A 24,482-nucleotide genomic window follows, 5' to 3' on the forward strand; every position below is an offset into this window, starting at 1 on the left:
CTTAAGTGGAGCATTTGCCCGTATTGTTTTCGGAAGCGTTGCAAGCGCTTGCCATTAAAGCCGATGGCATTTATATCGATTGTACATTTGGGCGTGGCGGACACAGTCGTGGGATTCTGGATAGGTTAGGTCCTTCCGGTCGCTTACTAGCCTTAGACCGGGACATCGATGCGATTCAGTCGGAATGGGCGCGTGAAATAGCGAGCGATAAGCGTTTTAGTTTGCATCATGCATGCTTTTCGTCATTGCAAGCAATCGCCGAACAGGAGAATGTGCGAGGTCGGGTGGATGGCTTATTAATGGATTTAGGCGTCTCGTCGCCGCAATTGGATACCCCCGAACGGGGGTTTAGTTTTTTATACGACGGCCCTTTGGATATGCGAATGGATCATCGCTCGGGTTTGTCCGCAGCGCAATGGTTGACCGAAGTCGATGAGCGCGATTTGGTTCAAGTGTTATTCGAATTCGGCGAAGAGCGCTTTGCGCGGCGAATTGCTCGCGCCATTGTCGAACAGCGCCAGGAGCAACCGCTATCGACGACGCGGCAACTTGCCGAACTAATTGTAAACAGTGTGCCTGTTAGAGAAAAGCACAAACACCCTGCAACCCGAACTTTTCAGGCAATTCGGATTGCTGTCAATCGAGAACTCGAGGAATTGAAAAGTGGTTTGGAGCAGGCGGTCGATGTATTAAAACCCGGCGGACGTCTGGTTGTGATTTCGTTTCATTCATTGGAAGATCGAATTGCCAAGCGTTTTATCCGCGCGGAGTCGGGAGCCAAGTACGATCCAGGCAGATTACCGATTATGGAATCTGAAATAAAGAAAGGCATTTTGCGCAAAGTCGGTAAAGCGATCAAGGCCGGTGGAGGCGAGGTGGCGAAAAATCCACGGGCAAGAAGCGCGATCATGCGTGTGGCGGAAAGGTTGTGACGGAAACCAGGAGCGCTATTTTATCCTTGGCAGGCTTGTTGCTGTTAATACTGGGATCCGCAATGGGAGTCATTTACAGCAAGTATCAGTCACGATTGTTGTTTGTCGAAATACAGCAACAAGAACGCGAGCTGGACCGATACGAAGTAGAGTGGGGTCAATTACAGTTGGAGTTGACGACATTAGCGGAAGAAAATCGGGTCGAACAAATTGCCCGGGATAAATTAAAACTGGTCATGCCGGAACGAGACAAATTTATTTATTTAAAACCTTAGATGCACGGTTTTTCAACGCGTAAAAAAAAGGATGAACCGGAAACGGACTTTACCGTCAGGCGTAAAGTGTTATTGGTTTTTATGCTTGGAGCGATGGGTTTGCTGGCCGTTCGCGCCTTCGACCTGCAGGTATTGAGAAAGCAATTTCTCAAACAGCAGGGCGATATGCGCCATGTCAGTGCGGTATCGGTGTCTGCTTATCGAGGCATGATACTGGACCGAAACGGAGAGCCATTAGCGATCAGCTCGCCGGTTCAATCGATCTGGGTAAATCCGCAAGAACTCGCGGATGCCGAACCGGCTGCTATCGGGCAAATGGAAAAGCTTCTCGATTTGCCCGATAGAAAAATTAAAAACTTGATCGTGCCTGGTACTAAGCGGCGTTTTGCTTATGTCAAACGGCGCATCAATCCGCATTTGGCTGCGCAAGTAAAAGCATTAGATGTCCCTGGTGTTTATTTCGAACGAGAATTTAAACGCTATTATCCGGCGGGCCCGGTATCGGCTCATTTGGTCGGTTTTACGAATGTCGACGATGTCGGCCAAGAAGGCATTGAGCTTGCCTATGACGCAGTACTAAGAGGGACGGCCGGGAGCAAGCGGGTTATTCGCGACGGCAAAAGGCAAATTATTGGTGATGTCGAGGCGATATCGGCTCCGATCGATGGGCGGAATGTGCAGCTGAGCATCGACGAGCGCATTCAATATTTGGCTTATCGCGAATTACAGGCGGCAGTGCTTGAGCACCGCGCGAAAGCGGCGGCATTGGTTGTTCTAGACGCAAAAACCGGCGAGGTACTGGCCGATGCCAACCATCCTGCGTTCAATCCAAACACCCGAACGCACCTCAAAGGCAGTGCATTCAGAAATCGAGCGATTACCGATGTTTTCGAACCGGGTTCGACGGTCAAGCCCTTCGTTATCGCGGCGGCACTCGACGGCGGCTATATCAAGCCTGACTTGAAAATCGAAACGAATGGCACGTACCGAATCGGGCGAAATGTCGTCAGAGACGTGCACAACTACGGTACGCTTGATTTAACGCATGTCTTGAAAAAATCAAGTAATGTCGCAACCAGCATTGTCGCACTGGAGATGCCTCCGGACTATTTTTGGGGCATTTACAATCAATTAGGATTCGGCAACGCGGCGGGTATCGGTTTTCCAGGGGAAGCAAGTGGTAGCGTGCTGGATTACCAACGCTGGAATCAATTCGCGCAGGCGACCTTATCGTTCGGCTACGGTATGAATGCTTCGGTGCTTCAACTGGCAAGGGCTTATACGGCATTGGCCGATAACGGCTTGCTGCATTCGGTTAGTTTGTTGAAACGCGATCGTGACCCCGAAGCCAAACGCGTGTTTTCCGCGAAAACGGCCCAGTTGATTAGAACCATGCTGGAACAAGTCGTCTTGAAAGACGGTACCGCCTATCAGGCTAGGGTCGATGGCTATCGAGTCGCCGGCAAAACCGGAACGGCTAAAAAAGCCGGCGAAGGCGGCTATAAGGAAAAAAAATATTTATCGATTTTTGTCGGTATGGCGCCGGCTAGCGATCCGCGCGTCGTGATCGCGGTGATGGTGGATGAACCCTCGGCTGGTGCTTATTACGGAGGTGCGGTGGCAGGTCCCGTATTTTCCAAAGTTATGGCCGGTGCGCTGAGAATACTCGATGTCGCGCCGGACCAAGAAGAAACCATGCCGGTTTTGATCAGTAAAACCCCGGATCTCGTAGCGCAATGAAATTAGCAGAACTGCTGTCAGGCCATGCCCGAACCGGAGCGGATATCCCCGTTCGAGGGTTATCTCTGAATAGCCGGGATATTAAACCGGGCGACGTGTTCATCGCCGTGCAGGGCGTAAGGCAGCATGGTTTGGCGCATGTTCGCCAAGCTCTCGAACTCGGGGCTAGTGCGGTACTCTTTGAACCTCGTGGGGCGAGCGAATGGTTAGGTGGCGATCATCGTGATGTGCCATTTATCGCGGTCGAAGATCTGAATATGAAGTTGGGAGCGATCGCAAGCCGATTCTATGGCGAGCCGTCCGGTCGATTGCATGTGATTGGCATAACCGGCACTAACGGAAAAACGTCGTGCAGCCAGTTTTTAGCTCAAGCCCTGGATCGATGCGGGATTATCGGTACCTTAGGCTGGGGAGTTTCGGGCCATTTACACCAAACGATCAATACGACCCCGGATGCATTGGCGATTCAATGCATGTTGGCGAAATTGTTCGACGACCGACTGACAGCGGTTGCGATGGAAGTTTCCTCGCATGGCTTAGAACAGGGACGAGTGAACGGTATCCGTTTTCAAGGGGTCGTTTATACGAATATCAGTCGCGACCATTTGGACTATCACGGCTCGATGGAGCGGTATGTTCAAGCCAAATTAAAGTTGTTGGCAATGCCTGGTGTGAAGTTTGCCGTGATCAATTTGGATGATGCCTACAGTCAGCAAGTGCTGGCAGCGGTTCCCGATGGGGTGCTCGTGTGGGCCAGTAGTCTCCGCGGTAAAACCTTACCCTGCGGCGAATCGGTTCGCGGCGATTCGCTTCGTCAGACACTATCAGGAATCGAGCTTAACTTAACCTGGCGGGATCGACAAAAAAAAGTTTGTATCCCTTTATTTGGTGAATTCAACGCGGAAAATGCGTTGACGGTTTTTACCACTTTATTGGCTTCCGGCATGGATTTTGATAAAGCGGCTATAGAAATCGAACGCTTACAAGCGATCCCAGGGCGCATGGAGCGTTATGGCGGCGGCAATGAGCCATGGGTTTTTGTCGATTATGCTCATACGCCGGACGCACTCGACAAAGTATTGACGGGGCTTCGTAAGCAATGCGAAAAAAAATTGACGATCGTATTCGGCTGCGGCGGCGATCGGGATGAGGGCAAGCGGTCGCAAATGGGCCGTATTGCGCAACAGTGGGCGGACCGGGTTATTTTGACCGATGACAACCCGCGCGGAGAAGCGCCGGAAATGATTGTCGAAGCCATTATGGAAGGCTGTCGGTCGGGCGGTGTTTCCGTCATTCATGACAGGGCGCTGGCGATACAGACAGCGATTAGCGAGGCCGGCTCCGGTGATTGTGTGTTGATCGCGGGTAAAGGCCATGAAGAATATCAAGAAGTAAAAGGCCGAAAGATACCTTTTAGCGATAGAGAGACCGTAATAAAAGCACTGAGGTTAGTCGGGCAATGAAGTTAATGTTGAGCGAAATCGCGGATTATGTCGGCGGAGTTCTGTTCGGCGAGGATAAGGTCGTCACGGGAGTCAGTATTGACACGCGTACCATCGAAACGGGCAATCTCTATTGCGCGATCAAAGGCGAGCGATTCGATGGCAATGATTTTGTCGGTGATGCCGAGCAGGCAGGAGCAGTCGCGGCGATCTTAAGTCGTAAGGTCGAGGTGACGATGCCGATTGTTGTAGTGTCCGATACTCGCCTGGCTCTGGCTGAATTGGCCGGTTTTTGGCGGAACAGGCAAGCTGCACAAGTGGTTGGCATTACCGGCAGCAACGGCAAAACCACGGTCAAAGAAATGACCGCTGCGATATTGGGGATTCAAGGCCCGGTTCTTTATACCCAAGGCAATCTGAACAACGACATCGGTGTGCCGTTGACCTTAATGAGGATGGGCGCCGAGCATCGCTATGCGGTGATCGAGATGGGCGCGAACCATGCCGGTGAAATTGCCTATACCAGTCGGTATGCCAAGCCGCAGGTGACGATTATTAGCAATGTCGGCCCCGCGCATTTAGAAGGTTTCGGCAGTGTCGATGGCATCGCTCGAGCGAAAGGCGAAATTATCGGCTCTCTCGGTTCGGATGGGACGGCCGTGTTGAATCATGACGATACCTATTTCGATTATTGGAAAGAGCAGGCAGGAACACGCAAGGTATTGTCGTTCGGGCTAAAACCAGGCGCCGATATTCGTGCCGAAAACATCGTAACGCGTATCGAAAACGGCGAATTTGCGACAGCTTTCGAATGGATTCAAGGTGCGGTGCGTTATCCGATGCGGCTCAAATTGGCCGGCCGGCATAATGTACTGAATGCCTTGGCCGCAGGTGCCGCCGCTACCGCATTGGGTTTTGAGCCGATGACGATCAAGCAAGGACTCGAAAAGGTCCAGCCGGTTACCGGGCGTTTACAGCCGCTGGTCGGGCGTCAGGGCAATATCGTGATCGATGATACCTACAACGCTAACTCTGCATCGTTGAAGGCGGGTCTCGATGTGTTGATCGAATGCGGCGGTGAGCCCTGGGTGGCTTTAGGCGCCTTTGGCGAACTGGGACCCGAAAGCGCGAAAATACACCGCGAAATGGGCGAAGCCATGAAAACGATTGGCGTAAAAAGGCTGTTCGCGACCGGAGTCGACGCTCGGAATACCGTGCAGTCTTTTGGCGAAGGAGGCATTTTTTACGAAACGCAAGATGAATTAACAGAAGCTTTGAAGCGCGAAATGAACGGTCATGAAACCCTACTCGTGAAAGGGTCGAGAGCTCAGCGCATGGAACGTGTGGTCGGAGCCATCGTAGAGAATTACAGGAAATAGCATGTTACTTTATTTAACCGAATATTTGATGACGCTCGATAGCGCGTTTCGGGTTTTTCAATATTTGACGATGCGGGCCATTTTGGGGGCGCTCACCGCGTTGATTATCTCGCTGGTGATCGGGCCGTTCATGATTAAAAAATTGACCAGAAGAAAAATCGGTCAATGTGTGCGCACGGATGGGCCTAAAACGCATTTCGACAAAGCCGGAACGCCGACGATGGGCGGTGCGTTGATATTGGTCGCGGTCGGCATTAGCACCTTGCTGTGGAGCAACCTCGAAAACCGTTATATCTGGGTGATTTTTATCGTTACGATGGGCTTCGGCATCATCGGTTTTGTCGACGATTATAAAAAAGTCATGTTGGGTAATAGCGATGGGTTGTCGGCCAGGGCTAAATATTTTTGGCAATCGGTGATCGGAATGAGTGCAGCCGTCTATTTATTTGTCACAGCAAGCGCACCGGCCGAAACTCAATTCATCGTGCCGTTTTTCAAAGATGTCGGTATCGAAATGGGGTGGTTGTATATTGTCATGACTTATTTTGTCATCGTCGGAAGCAGCAATGCGGTGAATTTGACCGATGGCTTGGACGGCTTGGCGATCATGCCGACTATCATGGTGGCGGCGGGACTAGGGATATTCGCTTATTTGTCGGGCCATGTCGAGTTTGCGAAATACTTGGCGATTCCGTTTTTGCCGAATTCGGGCGAATTGATTGTGTTTTGCGCTGCGTTAATCGGTGCCGGGCTAGGCTTTTTGTGGTTCAACACCTATCCGGCCATGGTGTTCATGGGCGATGTCGGCGCACTGTCGCTGGGTGCGGCGCTGGGTGTTTTGGCGGTGCTGGTTAGACAGGAAATTGTTTTGGTGATCATGGGCGGCGTATTCGTGATGGAAACCCTGTCGGTGATTATACAAGTCGCATCATTCAAAATGACCGGTAAACGGGTGTTTCGCATGGCGCCGATTCATCATCACTTTGAATTGAAAGGTTGGCCGGAGCCGCGCGTTATCGTCAGGTTTTGGATCATTACCTTTATTTTAGTATTAATCGGTTTGTCGACTTTGAAGTTGAGATGACGATGAATGTAGTCAATACAGCCACGGCTTTAGCCGAAAAGTTTGGTCTGGAAGCGGCCAATTCCAGAGTGCTGGTAGTAGGAGCCGGCGAAACGGGGTTCTCGGTCGCTCGCTTCTTAGATGCACAAGGGATACGCTTTGCCATCGTCGACAGCCGGGCAAAGCCGCCGTTGCTCGACAAGCTATTGGAAAACCTGCCCGATGCGGCAGTGTTTACCGGCGGTTTCGATGCCGATGCTTTTAAAGTGGCGACTCATTTGATTGTCAGTCCCGGCGTTTCTCTTCGGGAGGATTCGATTGTCAAGGCGCATGCGCAAGGCGCCAAAATCATCGGCGATATCGATTTGTTGGCGGCCTGTGCAGCGGCGCCGATCGTTGCGATTACCGGATCGAACGGTAAAAGTACCGTTACGACCATGCTCGGCGCAATGGCTGTGGAAGCCGGGAAAAAAGCGGCAGTCGGCGGCAACCTGGGGACGCCGGCGTTGGACTTATTGGCACCGGATATCGAACTTTATATTTTGGAATTATCCAGTTTTCAATTGGAACGTACCGAGATACTGAATGCTTCTGCCGCGACAGTATTGAATATATCGCCGGATCATTTGGACCGATATGACAATGTTGCTGAATATGCCCGGGAAAAACAAAAAATATTTCGGGGCACCGGCGCTATGGTTTTGAATGCCGATGATCCTTTGGTCATCGATATGGCCGTGCCGGGTCGGAAGATATCGACTTTTGCGATCAATAACGAGGCGGAGTTCCATTTGGCTTGGGATGGCCACAAGGGATATTTGATGCGGAATGACAAGCGTTTGATGGCGCTGGACGAGTTGCCGCTCGAAGGACTGCATAATGCCGCGAACGCATTGGCGGCAATAGCGTTAGGTATGGCGATTGGTTTGGACGAACAATCGATGTGCAAAGCATTAACAAAATTCAAAGGCTTAGAGCATCGCATGCAGCGGGTTGCCGTTAAAAACGGCATCACCTGGGTCAACGATTCGAAGGCAACGAATATCGGTGCCTGCGTTGCGGCATTGCAAGGTTATACCCGGAAAGTGATTTTGATAGCAGGCGGCGATGCAAAGGGCGCGGACATGAACGAATTGGTCCCGGCGATCCAACGCCAGGCAAAAAGCGTGATCCTAATGGGTAAGGATGGGCCTTTGATCGAGCAAGCATTGAATAACAGCGTGCCCATTTATAAAGCTGAAAATGTCGCCCGGGCGGTGAAAATTGCTGCCGAAATTGCCGATGAGGGCGATACCGTATTGCTTTCTCCGGCTTGCGCGAGTCTTGATCAATATAAAAGCTATAAAGAGCGAGGCGAAAAATTCGCGACCGCGGTTATGGAGCTAAACGCATGAGCCTTAATATCACGCCGATTAAAGCCGGCCGATTTTATCTCGACCCGTTATTGCTTGCCGTAATTACGGGATTATTGCTCATCGGTTATGTGATGGTGTCGTCTTCTTCGTTGCACTTGGGCGCGAAGCTGGACAACAACAGCTTACTTTATCCGATCAAGCAGATGATCCATATCGGGCTAGGTTTGGCGTTGGCGGCGGGTGTTTTTACCGTGCCGCTCAGAAAATGGGAGCAATGGGGGCCGAATTTGTTTGTGTTCGGTCTGGGCTTGTTGGTGTTGGTATTGATCCCGGGACTTGGCGTCAGGGTCAATGGTGCGGTTCGATGGCTGTCGATAGGCGGTTTCCGTATCCAAGTTTCGGAAGTCGTAAAATTGATTTCGGTCATTTATATGGCCAGTTATGTCACGCGTTACGAGGACTCGGTTAGAAATTCTTCGTTCGGTCTGCTTAAGCCATTGTTCTTGTTCACGATTGCATGCGTATTGTTGCTGATGGAGCCCGATTTCGGTTCGGCAGTCGTGATTCTGATTATTGCCTTGGGCGTGATGTTTTTGGCCGGTGCCCGATTATGGCAATTCGGCATCTTATTGGCCGCGGTTTTAGCGATGGCCGCGATGCTGGTGATTGTTTCGCCCTATCGTTTACGGAGGGTGATCAGTTTTTTGGATCCGTGGGCTGATCCGCAGGACACCGGTTTTCAATTGGTTCAGGCGTTGATATCGTTTGGGCGGGGCGAGTGGTTTGGTGTAGGGCTCGGTAGCGGGATTCAAAAATTGTTTTATTTGCCCGAGGCGCACACCGATTTTTTGTTTTCGGTGATTGCCGAGGAATTGGGTTTATTGGGTGTCGTCACGGTCATTGTACTATTCGCACTATTGGTTTGGCGCGCCATTGATATCGGCGCTAAAGCCGAAGTGGTCGGTAACAAATTCGCGGCATTCATTGCCTACGGAATCGGGATTTGGTTCGGCTTCCAGTCGTTCATCAATATGGGCGTCAACATGGGGATGTTGCCGACCAAGGGGTTAACTTTGCCTCTGATGAGTTACGGGGGCGGCAGTATGATCGTGATGTGTTGTGCAGTGGCAATATTGTGTAGAGTCAATAGCGAAGTTCAGGAAATGACTGCAAGCCAGCCTAAAAGGAGGCCGGTTTGGGCTCGCGCATCTTAATCATGGCCGGTGGAACCGGCGGGCATGTGTTTCCGGCACTGGCGGTAGCCAATTATCTTGCCGAACAAGGCTGGCAAATGAGTTGGCTCGGTACAAAAGGCGGCTTGGAAAGCCGTGTCGTTCCGGCGCACAAAATTGACATCGATTGGCTTTCGGTGGCAGGTGTTCGCGGCAAAGGACTATTTTCGAAAATCAAGGCCTTATTGTTGTTGATAAAAGCCTGCGGGCAAGCGTGGCGGATTTTGCGCCGCCGCAAGCCGGATGTCGTTTTGGGTATGGGCGGCTTTGTCTCGGGGCCGGGGGGATTAATGGCTAAATTAATGGGGATTCCTCTGGTGATTCATGAACAAAACCGAGTGCCGGGTACGACTAATCGCTTGTTAGCCAAATGGGCTAATCGAGTGCTGGAAGCGTTTCCAGGAAGCTTCGATAAAAAAATAAATGCACTATGGAGCGGCAATCCGCTACGCAAAGAATTGATAGGGATTCCTGAAAAAAAAGAGCATCGGCCCGGAGAGGCGGTCAGGTTGCTGGTCATCGGCGGTAGTCAGGGGGCGCAGGTGCTGAATCAAGTTGTTCCGGATGCGGTTGCGGTCGTGAGCGGATTGAAAGTCAGGCATCAAACAGGCGAAATCATGCGTGCTCAAGTCGAACAGCGTTATCAAGAATTAGGCGTCGATGCGGAAGTATCCGCATTTATCGAAGATATGGCAGAGGCTTACCGATGGGCCGATATCGCGGTGTGCCGGTCCGGGGCAATGACGGTCAGCGAATTGGCTGCAGCCGGTATTCCGGCTGTGTTGATCCCATTACCGCATGCGATCGACGATCATCAAAACGCGAATGCGCGTTATTTGGCCGATGTCGGAGGCGCCATGATTCTACCGCAAAAAGATTTATCGCCCGAAACTTTGGCTGAGCGAATCAAGGTCGTGATCGAACATGTAGCTGAAATGAGCAAGAAAACGAGAGCCTGCGCCAAGCTGGATGCGACAGAGGCTGTGGCATTGTGCTGTCAAGCGGAGGTCGGACGATGAACCTTCCGAGAGTTAAAATACCGACCAAGGCTTTAGGTAATATTGATCGTATTCATTTTGTCGGTATCGGCGGTACCGGTATGAGTGGGATAGCCGAAGTCTTATCGAATTTAGGCTATCAAGTTTCTGGGTCGGATCTTAAGGAAAGCGCCGTTACCAAAAGATTGGTTGAATTGGGCGTTAACGTCACTATCGGGCATCGCCGAGAGAATATTAGCGATGCCGATGTGGTTGTCGTATCGACGGCAGTCGACCGCAGCAATGCGGAAGTCGATGAAGCCGTTATCAAGCGAATCCCGGTTATTCCGCGCGCCGAAATGCTTGCCGAATTAATGCGTTTCCGTTTCGGTATTGCCGTCGCCGGAACGCATGGAAAGACGACGACGACCAGTTTGATCGCGAGCATCCTAGCCGAAGCCGGCCTGGATCCGACTTTCGTGATTGGCGGACGGTTGAACAGTGCAGGCGCGAATGCCAAGCTCGGACAAGGACATTATTTGGTTGCCGAAGCCGATGAAAGCGATGCTTCGTTTTTATTTTTACAGCCGATGATGGCGGTCGTGACCAATATCGATCAGGACCATATGGCGACCTATCAAGGCAGCTATAACAATCTAAAAGATACCTTCATCAAGTTCATTCATCAATTGCCGTTTTACGGATTGGCTGTGATGTGTATCGATGATGAAGGCGTTCGGGCAGTTTTACCGCAGATGTCCAAACCGTTTAAGACTTATGGCGTCGATAAACAGGCCGATGTCCGGGCCGTAGAGATTATTCAGGACGGTATGTTTACCACGTTTACGGTATTGCGTGCCGGAGGCTACGAACCGCTCAAGGTAACCTTGAACATGCCAGGCTGGCATAACATGCTCAATGCATTGGCGGCGATTGCGATCGCGACGGCTTTGGATGTCGACGACGCTGCCATTGTTAAAAGCCTGCAAGCATTTAAAGGTGTTGGAAGACGGTTTCAGATACAGGGTGATTTGCCGATCGATAAGGGCAGATTAACGATGGTCGACGATTACGGGCATCATCCACGCGAAATTGCAGCGACGTTGGAAGCTGTGCGGCAGGCATGGCCGAATCGGCGGGAAGTCATTGTCTTTCAACCGCATCGCTATACCCGCACTCGGGATTTGTTCGAGGATTTCGTACAAGTGCTGTCGAGCGTCGATGTCTTGATCTTGCTCGATGTTTATCCGGCAGGAGAAGCTCCGATTACCGGCGCCGACGGACGGGCTTTGAGCCGCGCTATCAGGGTTAGGGGTCAGGTAGACCCGGTTTTCGTCGAAGACTTGGACGAACTGCCGGAAATATTGGCCGGCATTTTACAAGCCGGCGATGTATTGCTGACAATGGGGGCAGGCAATGTCGGACAAATTGCTGCCGACTTGCCGGAGCAATTGGCGGCAGCGCTAGAGCTGCGTTGATTTCGGGCGCCGGGATTAAAACCGGTGACTAAGATCTAATGCAAAATGCAATCATTGAGTGATGAAATCAGTGCGCGATCAAATAAAGGGGCAATTGCTTGCTCATGAAAAATTAGCCAAATATACCAGTTGGCGGGTAGGCGGCGAGGCCGATTGGATGTTTATACCGCAGGATAAACAAGACCTGATCAATTTTATAAAATCGCAGCAGGGCAGAGAACCGCTTTTTTGGTTGGGTCTAGGCAGTAATTTGTTGGTTAGAGATGGCGGCATTCGCGGGACGGTCATCAATACGCGTAACCGGCTGAAGGGTATGTGTAAAAAAGATGGGTGTCGCGTATATGCCGAAGCCGGCGTTCCCTGTGCATTAATCGCCAGATATTGCGGTGAACAAGGCATGGTTGGCGCCGAATTCTTAGCGGGTATTCCCGGGACTCTCGGCGGTGCGTTGAAAATGAACGCCGGGGCTTTTGGCGGTGAGACCTGGGCTATCGTCGACAGCGTTGAAACGATTGATGCGCTCGGACAAGTCAGACAACGAAACCGTGCGGATTACGACGTAGCCTATCGTTCGGTATCGGGTCCGGCGCAAGAATGGTTTTTGTCCGCCGAGTTGAGACTGGAATCTGGGGATGTCGCCGAGAGCCAGCAAAAAATAAAGATATTGTTAGAACGACGTAATCAGACACAACCGACCAACCAGCCGAGTTGCGGCTCGGTATTCAAAAATCCGCCGGGCGATTTTGCCGCTCGGCTGATAGAAGCGTGCGGATTGAAAGGCTACCGTATTGGAGGCGCCGAAGTATCGGCTAAGCACGCTAATTTCATCGTCAATACAGGCGGTGCAAACGCCGCGGATATCGAAGCGCTGATCGGTCATGTGCAGAAAACCGTAGAAACAATGCAGGGGATAAGATTGCTAACAGAAGTTTGTGTGGTAGGTGAGGCCTTATGAAGCCGGTTCAAATAGAACAGCCCGGACAATTCGGACGCGTGGCCGTGCTCATGGGCGGTACGGCAGCCGAACGCGAAATTTCATTGATTAGTGGCGCGGCGGTGTTTCAGGCATTGAAAAAACAAGGTTTAGACGTTGAGGCCATTGACGTCACCGGTAGCGCGATCGATGCACTGACCGGGGTCAAAGCGGACCGCGTCTTCAACATTATTCACGGCCGCGGTGGCGAGGACGGTGTGTTACAAGGCGTTTTGGAAACGATGCGTTTACCTTATACCGGTAGCGGCGTTTTAGCTTCAGCCTTGAGCATGGATAAACTGCGCACAAAATTATGCTGGCATGGTTTAGGTTTGCCGACACCGAAATGGTTTTTATTGAAAAGCGAGAACGACGCGCAGGCTTGCATAGAAAAGCTTGGCTTGCCGCTCATCGTTAAGCCGGCTTTGGAAGGATCCAGTATAGGTATGAGCAAGGCGAACAGCTTAACGGAGTTGATCGAAGCTTACCGGCTGGCCGTGCAATACCGGTGCGATGTCTATGCCGAGGCCTGGGTTAGCGGCAACGAATACACGATCGCGGTATTGGACGGTGAAGCGCTGCCTGTTATTCGCCTCGAAACGCCGAATGTGTTTTACGATTTCGAAGCGAAATATAGAGCAGACACCACACGCTATCATTGTCCATGCGGACTGGATGCAGAGACGGAACAGCGTCTTCAAGCATTGGCGGTGTCGGCTTGCGAGGCGCTCGCGGTCAAGGGTTGGGCGCGGGTTGATGCGTTTATCGATAATTCCGGTCAGACACAATTGATTGAAGTCAATACCGTGCCCGGCATGACCGATCATAGCCTAGTGCCGATGGCCGCCAAACAGGCGGGAATTAGCTTTGAAGAATTGGTATGGCGAATTCTCGAAACGAGTTACGGATAAGGAGTCATGCGAGGTTCCGGAATTATAGCGAGTGCCGTGATACTGATAGGCATTATGTGGGTCGTTTGGGGCAGTCTAAAGAATTACGACGCGCATGCCACCACCATCAAATACGTTAGGACGGAAGGGGTTTTTCAATATATTAGCAAAAGCGAAGTTAAGGAAATATTGTTGCCTCTGGTAAAGACGGGTTTTTTTTCCGCCGATATCGAGGCGATCAAGGAGGCGGTCGAACAAATGCCTTGGGTCGATAAAGTCAGCGTCAAAAGAGTTTGGCCCGATGCGATTGATATAAAAGTATATGAGCAGGCAGCTGTGGCGCGTTGGGGGAAGATCGGTTTGCTCAACGTTCGCGGAGAGGTGTTTACTCCGGCAAATGTCGACCGCTTCGATCATTTACCGATGTTGGTGGGGCCTTCCGGGCAGCAGCAAAAAGTACTGGAGATTATGAAAGGCATCAGCATAACGTTAGCCGACCGGGCCTTAGGGTTGAGCGAATTCGTTATCGATGAAAGGCGATCATGGCGGATTGTGTTGAGTAATGGAACAGAGGTTTTGTTGGGTAGGAAGGAGCAACTTAAAAGTTTTCAGCGATTTTTGAAAACGCTGCAATTGTTTGAGCCGGAGCAGATCGATGCGATGGCTAAAGTCGATTTAAGATATCCGAACGGATATACCGTGTTGTGGAAGCCGGAAGCTAAAGCAATAGACTGGAAAAAAATGGCCGCCGAGCGGCGACAGTCCTAACAGGCGAAGATAAGAGTGTTGTAAGAGTTTATATAATGGCAAAAAAATCAGATCGAAATGTAGTAGTCGGGCTCGATATAGGAACTTCCAAAGTCGCGGCTATTGTCGGCGAATATACGGACGGCGGCGAAATGGAAGTCATCGGTATCGGATGTACGGTATCAAGAGGACTGAAAAAAGGCGTCGTGGTCAATCTGGAATCGACCGTGCAGTCGATTAGACGAGCTGTCGAGGAAGCAGAGCTGATGGCCGGTTGTCAAATTACCTCGGTATTTGCCGGAATCGCCGGCGGCCACATCCGAAGCCTCAATTCGCACGGCATCGTTGCGATCAAGGAAAAAGAAGTTACGCAATACGATATCGATCGAGTAATCGATTCGGCGCGAGCGGTTGCGATCCCGGCCGATCAGAAAATTTTGCATATTTTGCCGCAAGAATTTGTGATCGATCTGCAAGACGGTATCAAAGAGCCGATCGGCATGTCGGGTATTCGCCTCGAAGCGAAAGTCCATATGGTGACCGGAAGTGCCAGTGCCGCGCAAAACATCATCAAATGCATACGCCGCTGCGGGCTCGAAGTCGACGATATCGTATTGGAACAGTTGGCGTCTTGTAATTCGGTGTTAACCGAAGACGAAAAGGATTTAGGGGTCTGTTTGATCGATATCGGCGGAGGTACGACCGATATCGCAGTATTCGCGAACGGCGCTATCAAACATACGGCAGTAATTCCGATTGCCGGCGACCAGGTGACTAACGATATTGCAGTGGCATTGAGAACGCCGACGCAAAATGCCGAACAAATCAAGCAGAAATATGCTTGCGCATTGACGCAATTGGCGAATACCGAACAATTGATCGAAGTGCCGAGTATTGGAGACCGTGCGCCGCGTAAAATATCGGTGCAAAATCTCGCGGAAATTATCGAGCCGCGTTATGAAGAATTGATGCTATTGGTACAAGCGGAATTAAGACGTAGCGGATACGAAGAAATGATAGCCGCGGGAATCGTGGTGACGGGAGGAAGTTCGAAAGTAGCTGGATTGATAGAACTGGCCGAAGAGATTTTTCATATGCCGGTTCGGATGGGAGTTCCTCAGCATGTGTCGGGCTTGACCGATGCGGTGAAGAGCCCTATCCATTCCACCGGAGTTGGATTATTGCTCTATGGGAAAGAACATAGGGGTAGCTATGAAGGACTCGATGTCGAAAATACCGGGTTCATTGGCAAGATAAAGAAATGGTTTCAGGGTAACTTTTAAGAACAAAAAATTGTGAATTTGTAAGGGGAATCGAAATGAAATACGAGTTGTTGGATGTCGGCGCTGAAAATGCCGTAATAAAAGTCATTGGGGTCGGCGGTGGCGGCGGTAACGCAGTCAACCATATGGTTGAAAAACAGATCGACGGTGTGCAATTTATTTGTGCCAATACGGACGCTCAAGCATTGAAGAAACTCAATGTCGATACGATCATCCAATTAGGCGCGGAGTTAACAAAAGGTTTGGGTGCGGGAACCGACCCCAATGTGGGGCAGCAAGCCGCCGAAGAAAATCGAGACAGGATTCGTGAAGTCATACAAGGTGCCGACATGGTGTTCTTGACTGCCGGCATGGGCGGCGGCACAGGGACTGGCGCGATTCCGATTATTGCCGAGATCGCCAAAGACCTGGGAATTTTAACCGTGGCGGTCGTGACCAAACCTTTTCACTTCGAAGGCAAAAAGAAAATGGCAGTCGCCGAGCAAGGCATTGTCGCATTGGAAAAATATGTCGATTCCTTGATAACGATCCCGAATCAAAAATTGCTGCCCGTCTTGGGTAACAATATTTCGTTGATGAGCGCCTTCAGCGCCGCTAACAATGTGCTATTAGATGCGGTTCAAGGCATTACCGAATTGATTACCCATCCGGGAATGATCAATGTCGATTTTGCCGATGTTAGAACCGTGATGTCGGGTATGGGTGCCGCAATCATGGGAACCGGTTCCGCATCGGGCGAAAACAGAGCGAGAGAAGCGGCGGAAAAAGCCATTGCCTGCCCATTGTTGGAAGACATCAATTTGCAAGGCGCTCGCGGCATTTTAGTCAACATCAGTGCCGCCGATATGATGATTTCCGAATTCGATGAAGTTGGTAATATCGTTCATGAGTTCGGTGCAGAGGATGCCATTATCAAAATCGGTACCGCGATCGACCCAACCCTAGGCGATGAAATCAAGGTGACCGTCGTTGCAACTGGCATGGGCTCGCAACCGGCAGCAGTCGCGGCGCCGATCAAACTGGCGGTCAAGCAAGCGACTGCGGATAATGACTATACCACCTTTGAAAAGCCGACCGTGATTCGTCAAAACCGGCAAGAGCCTCGTACTACACGCTTCGGGGCGCAGCCGAAGAAAGACGTCGACATGGATTATTTGGACATTCCTGCGTTTTTAAGACGTCAGGCCGATTAGCCGGAAGTCTGCGGGTAGACAACGGGTATCTATATACTTCGCGCGGGCACATTTGAGGTTTATTTGATGCACTTTTTTATCCTATAGTTGCACCCCTAGCAGGACGAGGTTTGCAACCCCGTCCTAAACGTTTAGACTTTTGCCGAAGTAAGCCGAAATGTTTAGAGCTAAACCGGAATCGTTGGGGACGGGTTAAATAACCCGTCCCGCAGAACTGCGAGCGCCCGGATGGCGTGAGTCAGCAGACACCCGGAGGCCGTTCCTCTAGGAGGGCTATTCTCGGCAAAATCGTCAGTGCTCGGTGCGGCCTAACGGGGTCCAGGGAGGGCACCATAAGTCAAACCAAATTGACTAAACGGTTTAGGTAACAGGGTAACATATTGATATATTGTTTTTTAATGCGGTTACCCTGAGTATGCCTAGCTTTATTGCTTAGAAGGGTATCAATTTGTGTTAAAATTCGGCGCTTTGCCCCATTTATTTGGCATTACTGATTATGATAAAACAGCGTACGTTAAAAAATACTATTCGGGCGACGGGTGTCGGTCTGCACACCGGGGATAAGGTTTATTTGACTTTACGCCCGGCAGAACCGAACACGGGCATTCGGTTTCGTAGAGTGGATTTGGAAGAGCCGATCACGATCAATGCCACGCCTGAAAACGTCGGCGAAACGACTCTGTCGACTACTCTCGTACAAGATAAAATCAAAATATCCACGATAGAACACCTACTATCGGCATTCGCAGGGCTCGGCATCGACAACGCCATCATAGACCTCAGCGCAGCTGAGGTACCCATCATGGACGGCAGCGCAGGCCCCTTCGTCTTCTTATTGCAATCCGCCGGCGTCGAAGAACAAGACAGCCCGAAACAATATATTCGTATCAAGCGGCCGATTCGGGTCGAAGAAGACGATAAATGGGCGGCTTTCGAGCCTTTCAACGGTTTTAAAGTAACGTTTACGATCGATTTCGAACATCCCGCTTTCAAAGATCATTTGAAAACGGCAGTGATGGACTTTTCATCGACCACTTTCGTCAAGGAAGTCAGTCGAGCCAGAACTTTCGGATTTATGAAAGATATCGATATGCTCAGGCAAAATAACTTGGCTTTGGGCGGCAGTCTCGACAATGCCATCGTGGTCGACGACGACAAAATTCTTAATGAAGACGGCCTGCGCTATGCCGATGAATTCGTTAAACACAAAATTCTCGATGCGATCGGAGATCTGTATTTGCTAGGACACAGTCTAATCGGCGAGTTCGTTGGTTATAAATCCGGACACGGATTGAATAACAAGCTGTTACGCGCTTTGCTGAAAGATCGTGATGCTTGGGAAATGGTGACCTTTGATGACGAAAACGATGCGCCGATTTCATTCATGCGTTCCGCCCAGACATTGGTTACGCCGACATAATCGATCGCTTTATAGCACGAAAGACGTCACTCTATAGGGCGTTCAGCTTGATTATAAGACGGCAGCGCGCATTGCTGCCGTCCTTCTCTCCGACCGCATTTTACACCTTTGATCAGCGCGTTTTTCGATCGGACCGGAATAGTTTGCAACCTTGCACGAAAAGCCCTTCTACAGCGATTCATCCACCGGGGATGCTTTACAACACTGAGAATAGGGATCCCCAAATTGAGAGTTGCTGGTTGAATATAATTTTACTCTGATCAAAGTTAATTTTCAGTGTGTCAGAACGGGTGAGTAAAAACTGACCTGATTGCGCCCATTGTTTTTCGAGGCATACATTGCCGCATCCGCATGATTAACCAACTCGTTGGCAGAGGTCGTATCCTGCAGGGAAAGCGAAACGCCAATACTGGCCGAGATTTGTAGGGTATGGTTGCCGAGTTGAAAAGGTTCTGCCAGCCGCTGCTGGATTTTTTCTGCGACGCTTTCGACGTGCCTCGGATCTTGCAAGTTTGCCAATATAACGATAAATTCATCGCCCCCAAGGCGTGCAGCGGTATCGCTTTCCCGAACACAAGAATGAATGCGTTCTGCCGCATGCTTTAACAAACTGTCGCCAACCTCGTGGCCGTATCGGTCATTGATTTCCTTGAAATAATCCAAATCGATAAACAGCAATGCAATCGACGAACCGGCACGGTGGGAATGTTTTACATATTCTTCCAGTCGATTGGTAAAAAGGCTTCGATTGGGCAGTCCGGTTAAGCTATCGTAGTTGGCCTTAGTCCAGTTATCGTGTTCTGAAGCTCTGCGTTCGGTAACGTCGTGCCCTATACAGACCACTGACTCTACATCACCTTCATTGTTGAACACAGGTGTAAACACATAGTCATGCCATACAAGTTTCCCCGAGAAGGGTGTATAGGGCGCTTCTCTGCTAACGGACTCTTTGGAACGGATGACCTGTTCAATTTGTCCGTGTAGTTCTGCCGCAATCGGCAAATCCAGATCGTAATAATTTTTTCCTACCATTTCCTCCATCGAAAGACCGAATAAATCCTTCAGCTGTTTATTCGCATAAATAAACCTGCCCTCAAGATTGAAGCTAAAGATTAGGTCGGGGGCAGACGCCAGTATTGTCTCGAACATGCGGGAGTCGTAATCTTTTTCTGCAGAGTAACTGACCACTGCTTCCGTGATAGCCTGATCAATGGCTTCGTTGAAGCGGACCAGATCGTCAAGGTCTGTTTCTGAATTAAACTTCGTGGAATTGTTTTTCATCCAGAGCCTGATCACACTGGCACGAAGGGCACGATATTCGGCCACTGTGGAATTCAGGCTGAAACCATCCGCTAAACGTTCTGATCCATGCGTCGTTGCTGGTGTTGGGGAATCTTTAGGGATTTCTAGACCCTTTGCCTTTAGGCTTTGATCCTTCTCAGACTGGTAGCGCGCCAGATCAGCGGCAATCGTGAGCAGCATTTCACGGAGGTGATCACGCAACTGATCCTTATTCATGCCTTCCGCGTCAGAAAGGTACTTTGCGGCGAAATCTTCCCATTCCTGCAGAATAATTTCAAGATTTTCAAGGATAAATTTATCAAGGTGCATAGTAGTCTCATTTTCTTATACTACGATTCCAGCAATTCCCAATTTAGAAGCCAACAAGGGTGTGGAGTGTGTTTGGCGAGGGCCAATACCCGGAAAAAACACGGGACAACGAAATCGCATTATAAGAGGAAGGATATTTGAGCACAATCGTATCCAGCAATTCCCAGTTTGAGCATTTTCGCCGATCTTAGGGTGTGGGGTATGCCTGTCGAGGAACGCCGTAAACCCATCCATGGGGGCTTGGCGGCAGCTCGAACGCCAAGGATGGCGTGAATGCAGATTTTGCATGGAGCAAAAATCTGCCCTGCTGCCGACATCCTCGCCAAGCAAACTCCATACCCTTTTGATCCCCAAATTGGGAATTGCTGCAATCGTATCAGCGATTGAGTTGCTCTGATCCTACCTAAGCCAACCCCTCTTCGGGATGTAACGAATCGCCACGCGGCGGACTGTCGTACTCCCAAACGATAAACCCGTCCACAACTCCTTCGGCCGATATCGCCGGTTTCGCATTGAACAACGACAACAAAGTTTTGTTGAGAATCGTCAACGTTTCCGGATCGGATGCGCCGACGAAATGATGCTGCCGGATGGATATCCCTTTTATGTCAACATTTCAATCATAGACTATGATTGAGTCGGTTGAGTGAGGGTATTTCAGCCGGCATCGTTTCGGTCCGGTATTCGATACCGATTCATCTTTTTATTAACAAAAACAATAATTCCGATATATGTGGGGGAAGATGATGCTTATGCAGAAATGGCCATCGATCGATTTGGATGCCTACCGACAAATTGGCGATCCGGATGTCGACCGCTTAGTCGCCGAAGTGTTGCCGGACCAGCAGGGAGAATCGTCCGGCCGGTTCGCTTATAATGCGCTGTTGTTACTTGCCGATAAATTGATGGAAGCGCCGGAATTGGCGGTTATCGAGGATTCGCGGTTGAGCCGCCAGTTGAAATCGATGCCGAAGCCATTGGCAGATTACTACGATCCGATGGAGGTGCCCGATTGGGTCGACTCGGCTAAGCTGTCTATGGGCGCCAAGCTATGGCAGGAGAATACGTTGATCACCCTCATCACATTATATGCCGCTAGTCTGCCGGCGTGTTATTTGATGAAAAACGGTATTCCGGCGCTCTACCAAACCGAAAAGCTGCGCGAGAAAAAATATATATTTCAACGAATCTATGAAACAGGGTTGATGCTGGCCGCGACGATGGATCAGGGCGGTATCAAAATTGTCGAGGATGCCGAATTCGAGGACGATCGATTCCTCCTGGAAGTTTTACAAAAACTGGATAGCGAGGGACAGTGGCAGCGACAGGGACGATGCTGTTGCCGGACGGCCGGAAATTCGAAAACACCGATCGATCCCGCATTAATCCGGGCGGAAATCGAGAAATTACGCGGTAAACCTAAGCGTTATTTATGGGGCAAAGGCTATATTGCCGCCAAAAAAGTCCGTTTTTTACATGCTTCAATGCGTTTCATGCTGACTCAGCCAGGAGCCTGCCGGGCCTGGGGCAATAAAGAGAATCCTCAGTCGTTGGCCGAAACCATGAGTCACCGAAAATCGCCATGGGACACCGAACGATACGGCGTCCCGGTCAATCAAGAGGATTTAGCCTATACCTTGCTGACCTTCGGATTGGTCATCCCGAGGGGGCTTGAAACCTGGGGGTTACCGCTTAGCCTTGAGCAAAAAGAGGCCTTTCTGCATTTATGGCGTTTGATCGGCTACATCATGGGCGTCGATCAGACGTTATTGACCGATAAATGGGATGAGGCGCTAGCTCTTTATGAGACGATACAGCAGAGGCAAGCAGGACCTTCCGATGAGGGAGTCGTTCTGACCGACGCGCTGATGGGCTTTCTTGGCGATTACATGCCTCATCTACCGGGATTAGCGCACCGGCTCTCGGCTGCGATGATCATCAATCAACTAGGGATGGAGCATGCATCCTTCATTTTAGATGAAACGCTAATCAAGGAAACGCGTAAGTTTTGGCGGTGGCCGATATATAAAGTCGCTGCAAAATCTTTTCGCGGCTATTTGATCATGCGAGAGAAGGTATTCAAACGATTCAAGTATCTTGGCGGTTTGACCGTTAACCGTATGCATGAGGCCAGCGAGTTATTGATCGACAGTTGGCAGGACGGTTATAGTCGAAAGCCGTTTTTCGTGCCGGCCGATGCTTCGACATGGGTGCGCGCTCCGGGAATCGATGAAGACTTTTTAAGTCTATTGCGGCAATGGCGACGTAAATTATTCGCGAATATCGGTATTGGTTTATTGTTCTTGATCATTGCGATGTTTGGACTGATGGCGTCGGTGCCGATCGGTTTGGTTTCGGGATGGGCGGCATTTAAAGCGACCTTGATCGTTGCAGTATCGTCATGGGGTATTTCGCTAGCATGGATGCAGTTCAGACTGCCGGTCGTATTCAAGATGAGGCCGGATAACGAGGATTTTTTTAGCGCCTATCGGTAACAATAGAACACGGCTAATTCGGATCCGACAGATGTTCCTTAGGAACGAGCATGAAATAACTTAGACAACTGTTTTGGAAGGGGGGTTGGTGGCTCGATTGACCTCTAGCAGGACGGGGTTTGCAACCCCGTCCTAAACGTTTTGACTTTGGCCGAAGTTAGCAGAAATGTTTAGATCAAACCGAAACGTTGGGGACGGGTTAAATAACCCGTCCCGCAGAAGTGGCTACGACTGGCCACTGCTCGGACAATTGGCTGTATTCCTAAGTGGTTAAAAAATCCGATATGTTACCAATTAGCGTCATCAGTGTTTCTTTGTCTTTTTATTCGTAATCGTTTAGCCCCCCATCACTAAAAAAGTAGCATCTCCCGTTAAAACATGAAAAGCTATAGGACATGACGTTGAGCGACCGAGACCTTAGCCAAATGGACACGGACTATCTGGATGATTTGCCGGAGGGTGAGTTGCGTCCATTGAGTAAGCAACTGTTGGCGGATCTCAAAGAAGCCCGAGAACGACTCAAACAATCCCCGGATACGAGTTCGCGTCCGCCGTCATCCCGGGAGCCTTGGCAATCGAATCAATCCAGCGCCGAACCGTCGGAAGAAGCGCCGGCAACGGACGACTTGTCGGCACTGGATTCGTCTGAGTCTTCGTCAGATGACTTACCTAGCCAGGACTCGGCAACACCTCCGGCGGCGACCGGTNATAGCGNAAAGCCTAAAAAAGCCGGGCGCCAAGTCGGTANCCCAGGCTATAGCCGCAACCTGACCTTACCGGTGACACGGACAATTGAGCATCGCCCGGATTGCTGCGCCGCGTGTAGGCAATCGTTTGCCGACAACACCGACTACCGACCCTGGAACGCCCGGTTCGAACTGGAGCTTGAAATCGGCAACGCCGAATCGCCGAAATTACAAATCGAACATAGCCGACATGACTACTTCTCGGCGACCTGTCCCTGCGGTCATCAANCCCNNGCCGAGCCCGGGCGAGGCGCCGACGAAGATGGCTGGAGCGTAGCCCTGAGCGAATGGCATCTGTGCGGCCCTCGGTTGGTTAGCTTTTTGGTTTATCTCTCATTGTCCCTACGGGCATCGCGCAGCAGAATCCAAGCCTATTTGCGCGATTGGCTGGGGATCGACCTCAGCACCAGCACCATCAATCAATGCATTCATGAAGCGGGACGTGCCGTTGCGCCGGTCGTCGACGAGCAGTTGATCGCGGAACTCAAGGCCGCCGGCCTCTTACATATCGATGAAACACCCTGGAAAGAAGCCGGGCAGTTATTTTGGCTCTGGGTCTTTGTCAGCGCACAGACGGTGATTTATCAAGTGGGCAAACGCCATCGTCTCGTCGTGAACCAGCTCTTAGGGGAAGCGTTTTGCGGCTTACTGATGACCGACGGCTACAGCGTCTATCGCATCTTTCCTAGGCGCTTGCGCTGTTGGGCGCACTTGGTGCGCAAGGCCCGAGCACTGTATCAGTGCTTGGATAGCGAAGGACAAGCTTTCGGCGAAGCCTTGTTATTGGCCATGATCCTGTTGATGCGCAACATCCACCGACTCCGCGAATCGCCGCCGGATGCCGAATCCTTATGGGCGCAGAATCAACAGTTGCTGACCTTGCTGCGCTCGCTCTGCGAGACGCACCGAGACATCGCGCATGTTGACAGCCGACAATTAGCCGGCGAATTTCTCAACGATTGGGAGGCCATCGTGCGCGTGGTCGAAACGCCGGCGCATCCATTGACCAACAACGTGGCGGAACGCAGTTTGCGGCACTGGGTATTGCTGCGCAAAATCACCTTCGGTTCGCGGACGGCACAAGGCAGTCGCGTGGTTGCCTTGCTGGCGAGCGTGATTGATACCGCGCGTTTGAGAGACCTGAATCCTTGGGAGTTTATTGCTCAAACACTGGCCGAACGCCGTAAAAACCAACCCGTCCCTCGTTTGCCTATGCCGGTTTTGGCGTGATAGGAACAGGGGGGGGCTAAA

The 24,482-nt window shown here is 50.8% G+C and carries 20 protein-coding genes; 18 read left to right on the forward strand and 2 right to left on the reverse strand.

Annotated elements, in window-relative coordinates:
• Positions 1-5 precede the first annotated feature (5 nt).
• From rsmH to lpxC, 16 genes are all read left to right on the forward strand, one after another.
• Positions 6-932, forward strand: a complete 927-nt coding sequence (gene rsmH, locus METBU_RS0117775) for a 16S rRNA (cytosine(1402)-N(4))-methyltransferase RsmH (protein ID WP_017841907.1) — start codon at positions 6-8, stop codon at positions 930-932.
• Entirely contained in the window at positions 929-1,207 is a 279-nt protein-coding gene (gene ftsL, locus METBU_RS0117780) for a cell division protein FtsL (protein ID WP_017841908.1), read from the forward strand. The genes rsmH and ftsL overlap by 4 nt, the downstream gene beginning before the upstream one ends.
• The gene (locus METBU_RS0117785) at positions 1,208-2,947 is read left to right on the forward strand and encodes a peptidoglycan D,D-transpeptidase FtsI family protein (protein ID WP_017841909.1); all 1,740 of its coding nucleotides are present in this window, start codon (positions 1,208-1,210) and stop codon (positions 2,945-2,947) included. It abuts the gene before it with no gap.
• Positions 2,944-4,410 carry a UDP-N-acetylmuramoyl-L-alanyl-D-glutamate--2,6-diaminopimelate ligase gene (locus tag METBU_RS0117790; RefSeq protein WP_017841910.1) on the forward strand — a complete coding sequence of 489 codons (1,467 nt, stop codon included), beginning with the start codon at positions 2,944-2,946 and terminating at the stop codon, positions 4,408-4,410. Before METBU_RS0117785 ends, METBU_RS0117790 begins: the two co-directional genes overlap by 4 nt.
• Positions 4,407-5,768 carry a UDP-N-acetylmuramoyl-tripeptide--D-alanyl-D-alanine ligase gene (locus METBU_RS0117795; RefSeq protein ID WP_017841911.1) on the forward strand — a complete coding sequence of 454 codons (1,362 nt, stop codon included), beginning with the start codon at positions 4,407-4,409 and terminating at the stop codon, positions 5,766-5,768. The genes METBU_RS0117790 and METBU_RS0117795 overlap by 4 nt, the downstream gene beginning before the upstream one ends.
• A gap of 1 nt (position 5,769) precedes the next feature.
• Positions 5,770-6,852: a phospho-N-acetylmuramoyl-pentapeptide-transferase gene (gene mraY, locus METBU_RS0117800; protein ID WP_017841912.1), complete on the forward strand. Its 1,083-nt coding sequence runs from the start codon at positions 5,770-5,772 to the stop codon at positions 6,850-6,852.
• Complete coding sequence (gene murD, locus METBU_RS0117805) at positions 6,849-8,225, forward strand: UDP-N-acetylmuramoyl-L-alanine--D-glutamate ligase (RefSeq protein ID WP_017841913.1); 1,377 nt, start codon at positions 6,849-6,851, stop codon at positions 8,223-8,225. Before mraY ends, murD begins: the two co-directional genes overlap by 4 nt.
• Positions 8,222-9,400, forward strand: a complete 1,179-nt coding sequence (gene ftsW, locus METBU_RS0117810; protein ID WP_017841914.1) for a putative lipid II flippase FtsW — start codon at positions 8,222-8,224, stop codon at positions 9,398-9,400. Before murD ends, ftsW begins: the two co-directional genes overlap by 4 nt.
• Positions 9,382-10,437, forward strand: a complete 1,056-nt coding sequence (gene murG, locus METBU_RS0117815; RefSeq protein WP_017841915.1) for an undecaprenyldiphospho-muramoylpentapeptide beta-N-acetylglucosaminyltransferase — start codon at positions 9,382-9,384, stop codon at positions 10,435-10,437. The genes ftsW and murG overlap by 19 nt, the downstream gene beginning before the upstream one ends.
• The gene (murC, locus tag METBU_RS0117820) at positions 10,434-11,873 is read left to right on the forward strand and encodes a UDP-N-acetylmuramate--L-alanine ligase (RefSeq protein WP_017841916.1); all 1,440 of its coding nucleotides are present in this window, start codon (positions 10,434-10,436) and stop codon (positions 11,871-11,873) included. The genes murG and murC overlap by 4 nt, the downstream gene beginning before the upstream one ends.
• Before the next feature lie 61 nt (positions 11,874-11,934).
• Entirely contained in the window at positions 11,935-12,828 is an 894-nt protein-coding gene (gene murB / locus METBU_RS0117825) for a UDP-N-acetylmuramate dehydrogenase (RefSeq protein WP_017841917.1), read from the forward strand.
• A complete protein-coding gene (locus tag METBU_RS0117830) occupies positions 12,825-13,757 on the forward strand; it encodes a D-alanine--D-alanine ligase (RefSeq protein WP_017841918.1) in 933 nt (310 codons plus the stop codon). Before murB ends, METBU_RS0117830 begins: the two co-directional genes overlap by 4 nt.
• Before the next feature lie 6 nt (positions 13,758-13,763).
• Positions 13,764-14,504: a cell division protein FtsQ/DivIB gene (locus METBU_RS0117835; RefSeq protein ID WP_017841919.1), complete on the forward strand. Its 741-nt coding sequence runs from the start codon at positions 13,764-13,766 to the stop codon at positions 14,502-14,504.
• Between the two features lie 35 nt (positions 14,505-14,539).
• Positions 14,540-15,766 carry a cell division protein FtsA gene (gene ftsA, locus METBU_RS0117840; protein WP_017841920.1) on the forward strand — a complete coding sequence of 409 codons (1,227 nt, stop codon included), beginning with the start codon at positions 14,540-14,542 and terminating at the stop codon, positions 15,764-15,766.
• 35 nt (positions 15,767-15,801) lie between these two features.
• Positions 15,802-16,959 carry a cell division protein FtsZ gene (gene ftsZ, locus METBU_RS0117845; RefSeq protein ID WP_017841921.1) on the forward strand — a complete coding sequence of 386 codons (1,158 nt, stop codon included), beginning with the start codon at positions 15,802-15,804 and terminating at the stop codon, positions 16,957-16,959.
• Positions 16,960-17,455: 496 nt separating this feature from the next.
• Entirely contained in the window at positions 17,456-18,379 is a 924-nt protein-coding gene (gene lpxC / locus METBU_RS0117850; protein ID WP_017841922.1) for a UDP-3-O-acyl-N-acetylglucosamine deacetylase, read from the forward strand.
• Between the two features lie 273 nt (positions 18,380-18,652).
• Here lpxC and METBU_RS0117855 read toward each other — a convergent pair whose 3' ends face one another.
• Positions 18,653-19,990: a GGDEF domain-containing protein gene (locus METBU_RS0117855; RefSeq protein WP_017841923.1), complete on the reverse strand. Its 1,338-nt coding sequence runs from the start codon at positions 19,988-19,990 to the stop codon at positions 18,653-18,655.
• Between the two features lie 403 nt (positions 19,991-20,393).
• Positions 20,394-20,540: a hypothetical protein gene (locus METBU_RS28240; RefSeq protein ID WP_017841924.1), complete on the reverse strand. Its 147-nt coding sequence runs from the start codon at positions 20,538-20,540 to the stop codon at positions 20,394-20,396.
• A gap of 202 nt (positions 20,541-20,742) precedes the next feature.
• Here METBU_RS28240 and METBU_RS0117865 point away from each other — a divergent pair, with 202 nt between their 5' ends.
• Both METBU_RS0117865 and tnpC read left to right on the forward strand, forming a co-directional pair.
• Positions 20,743-22,485 (forward strand): oxygenase MpaB family protein, encoded by a 1,743-nt coding sequence (locus METBU_RS0117865; RefSeq protein ID WP_040575343.1) that lies wholly within the window; start codon positions 20,743-20,745, stop codon positions 22,483-22,485.
• Between the two features lie 425 nt (positions 22,486-22,910).
• Positions 22,911-24,461: an IS66 family transposase gene (gene tnpC / locus METBU_RS0117870; RefSeq protein ID WP_017841236.1), complete on the forward strand. Its 1,551-nt coding sequence runs from the start codon at positions 22,911-22,913 to the stop codon at positions 24,459-24,461.
• Positions 24,462-24,482: the final 21 nt, after the last annotated feature.

The sequence above is a fragment of the Methylotuvimicrobium buryatense 5G genome, from assembly GCF_000341735.1.
GTDB classification, from domain to species: Bacteria; Pseudomonadota; Gammaproteobacteria; order Methylococcales; family Methylomonadaceae; genus Methylotuvimicrobium; species Methylotuvimicrobium buryatense.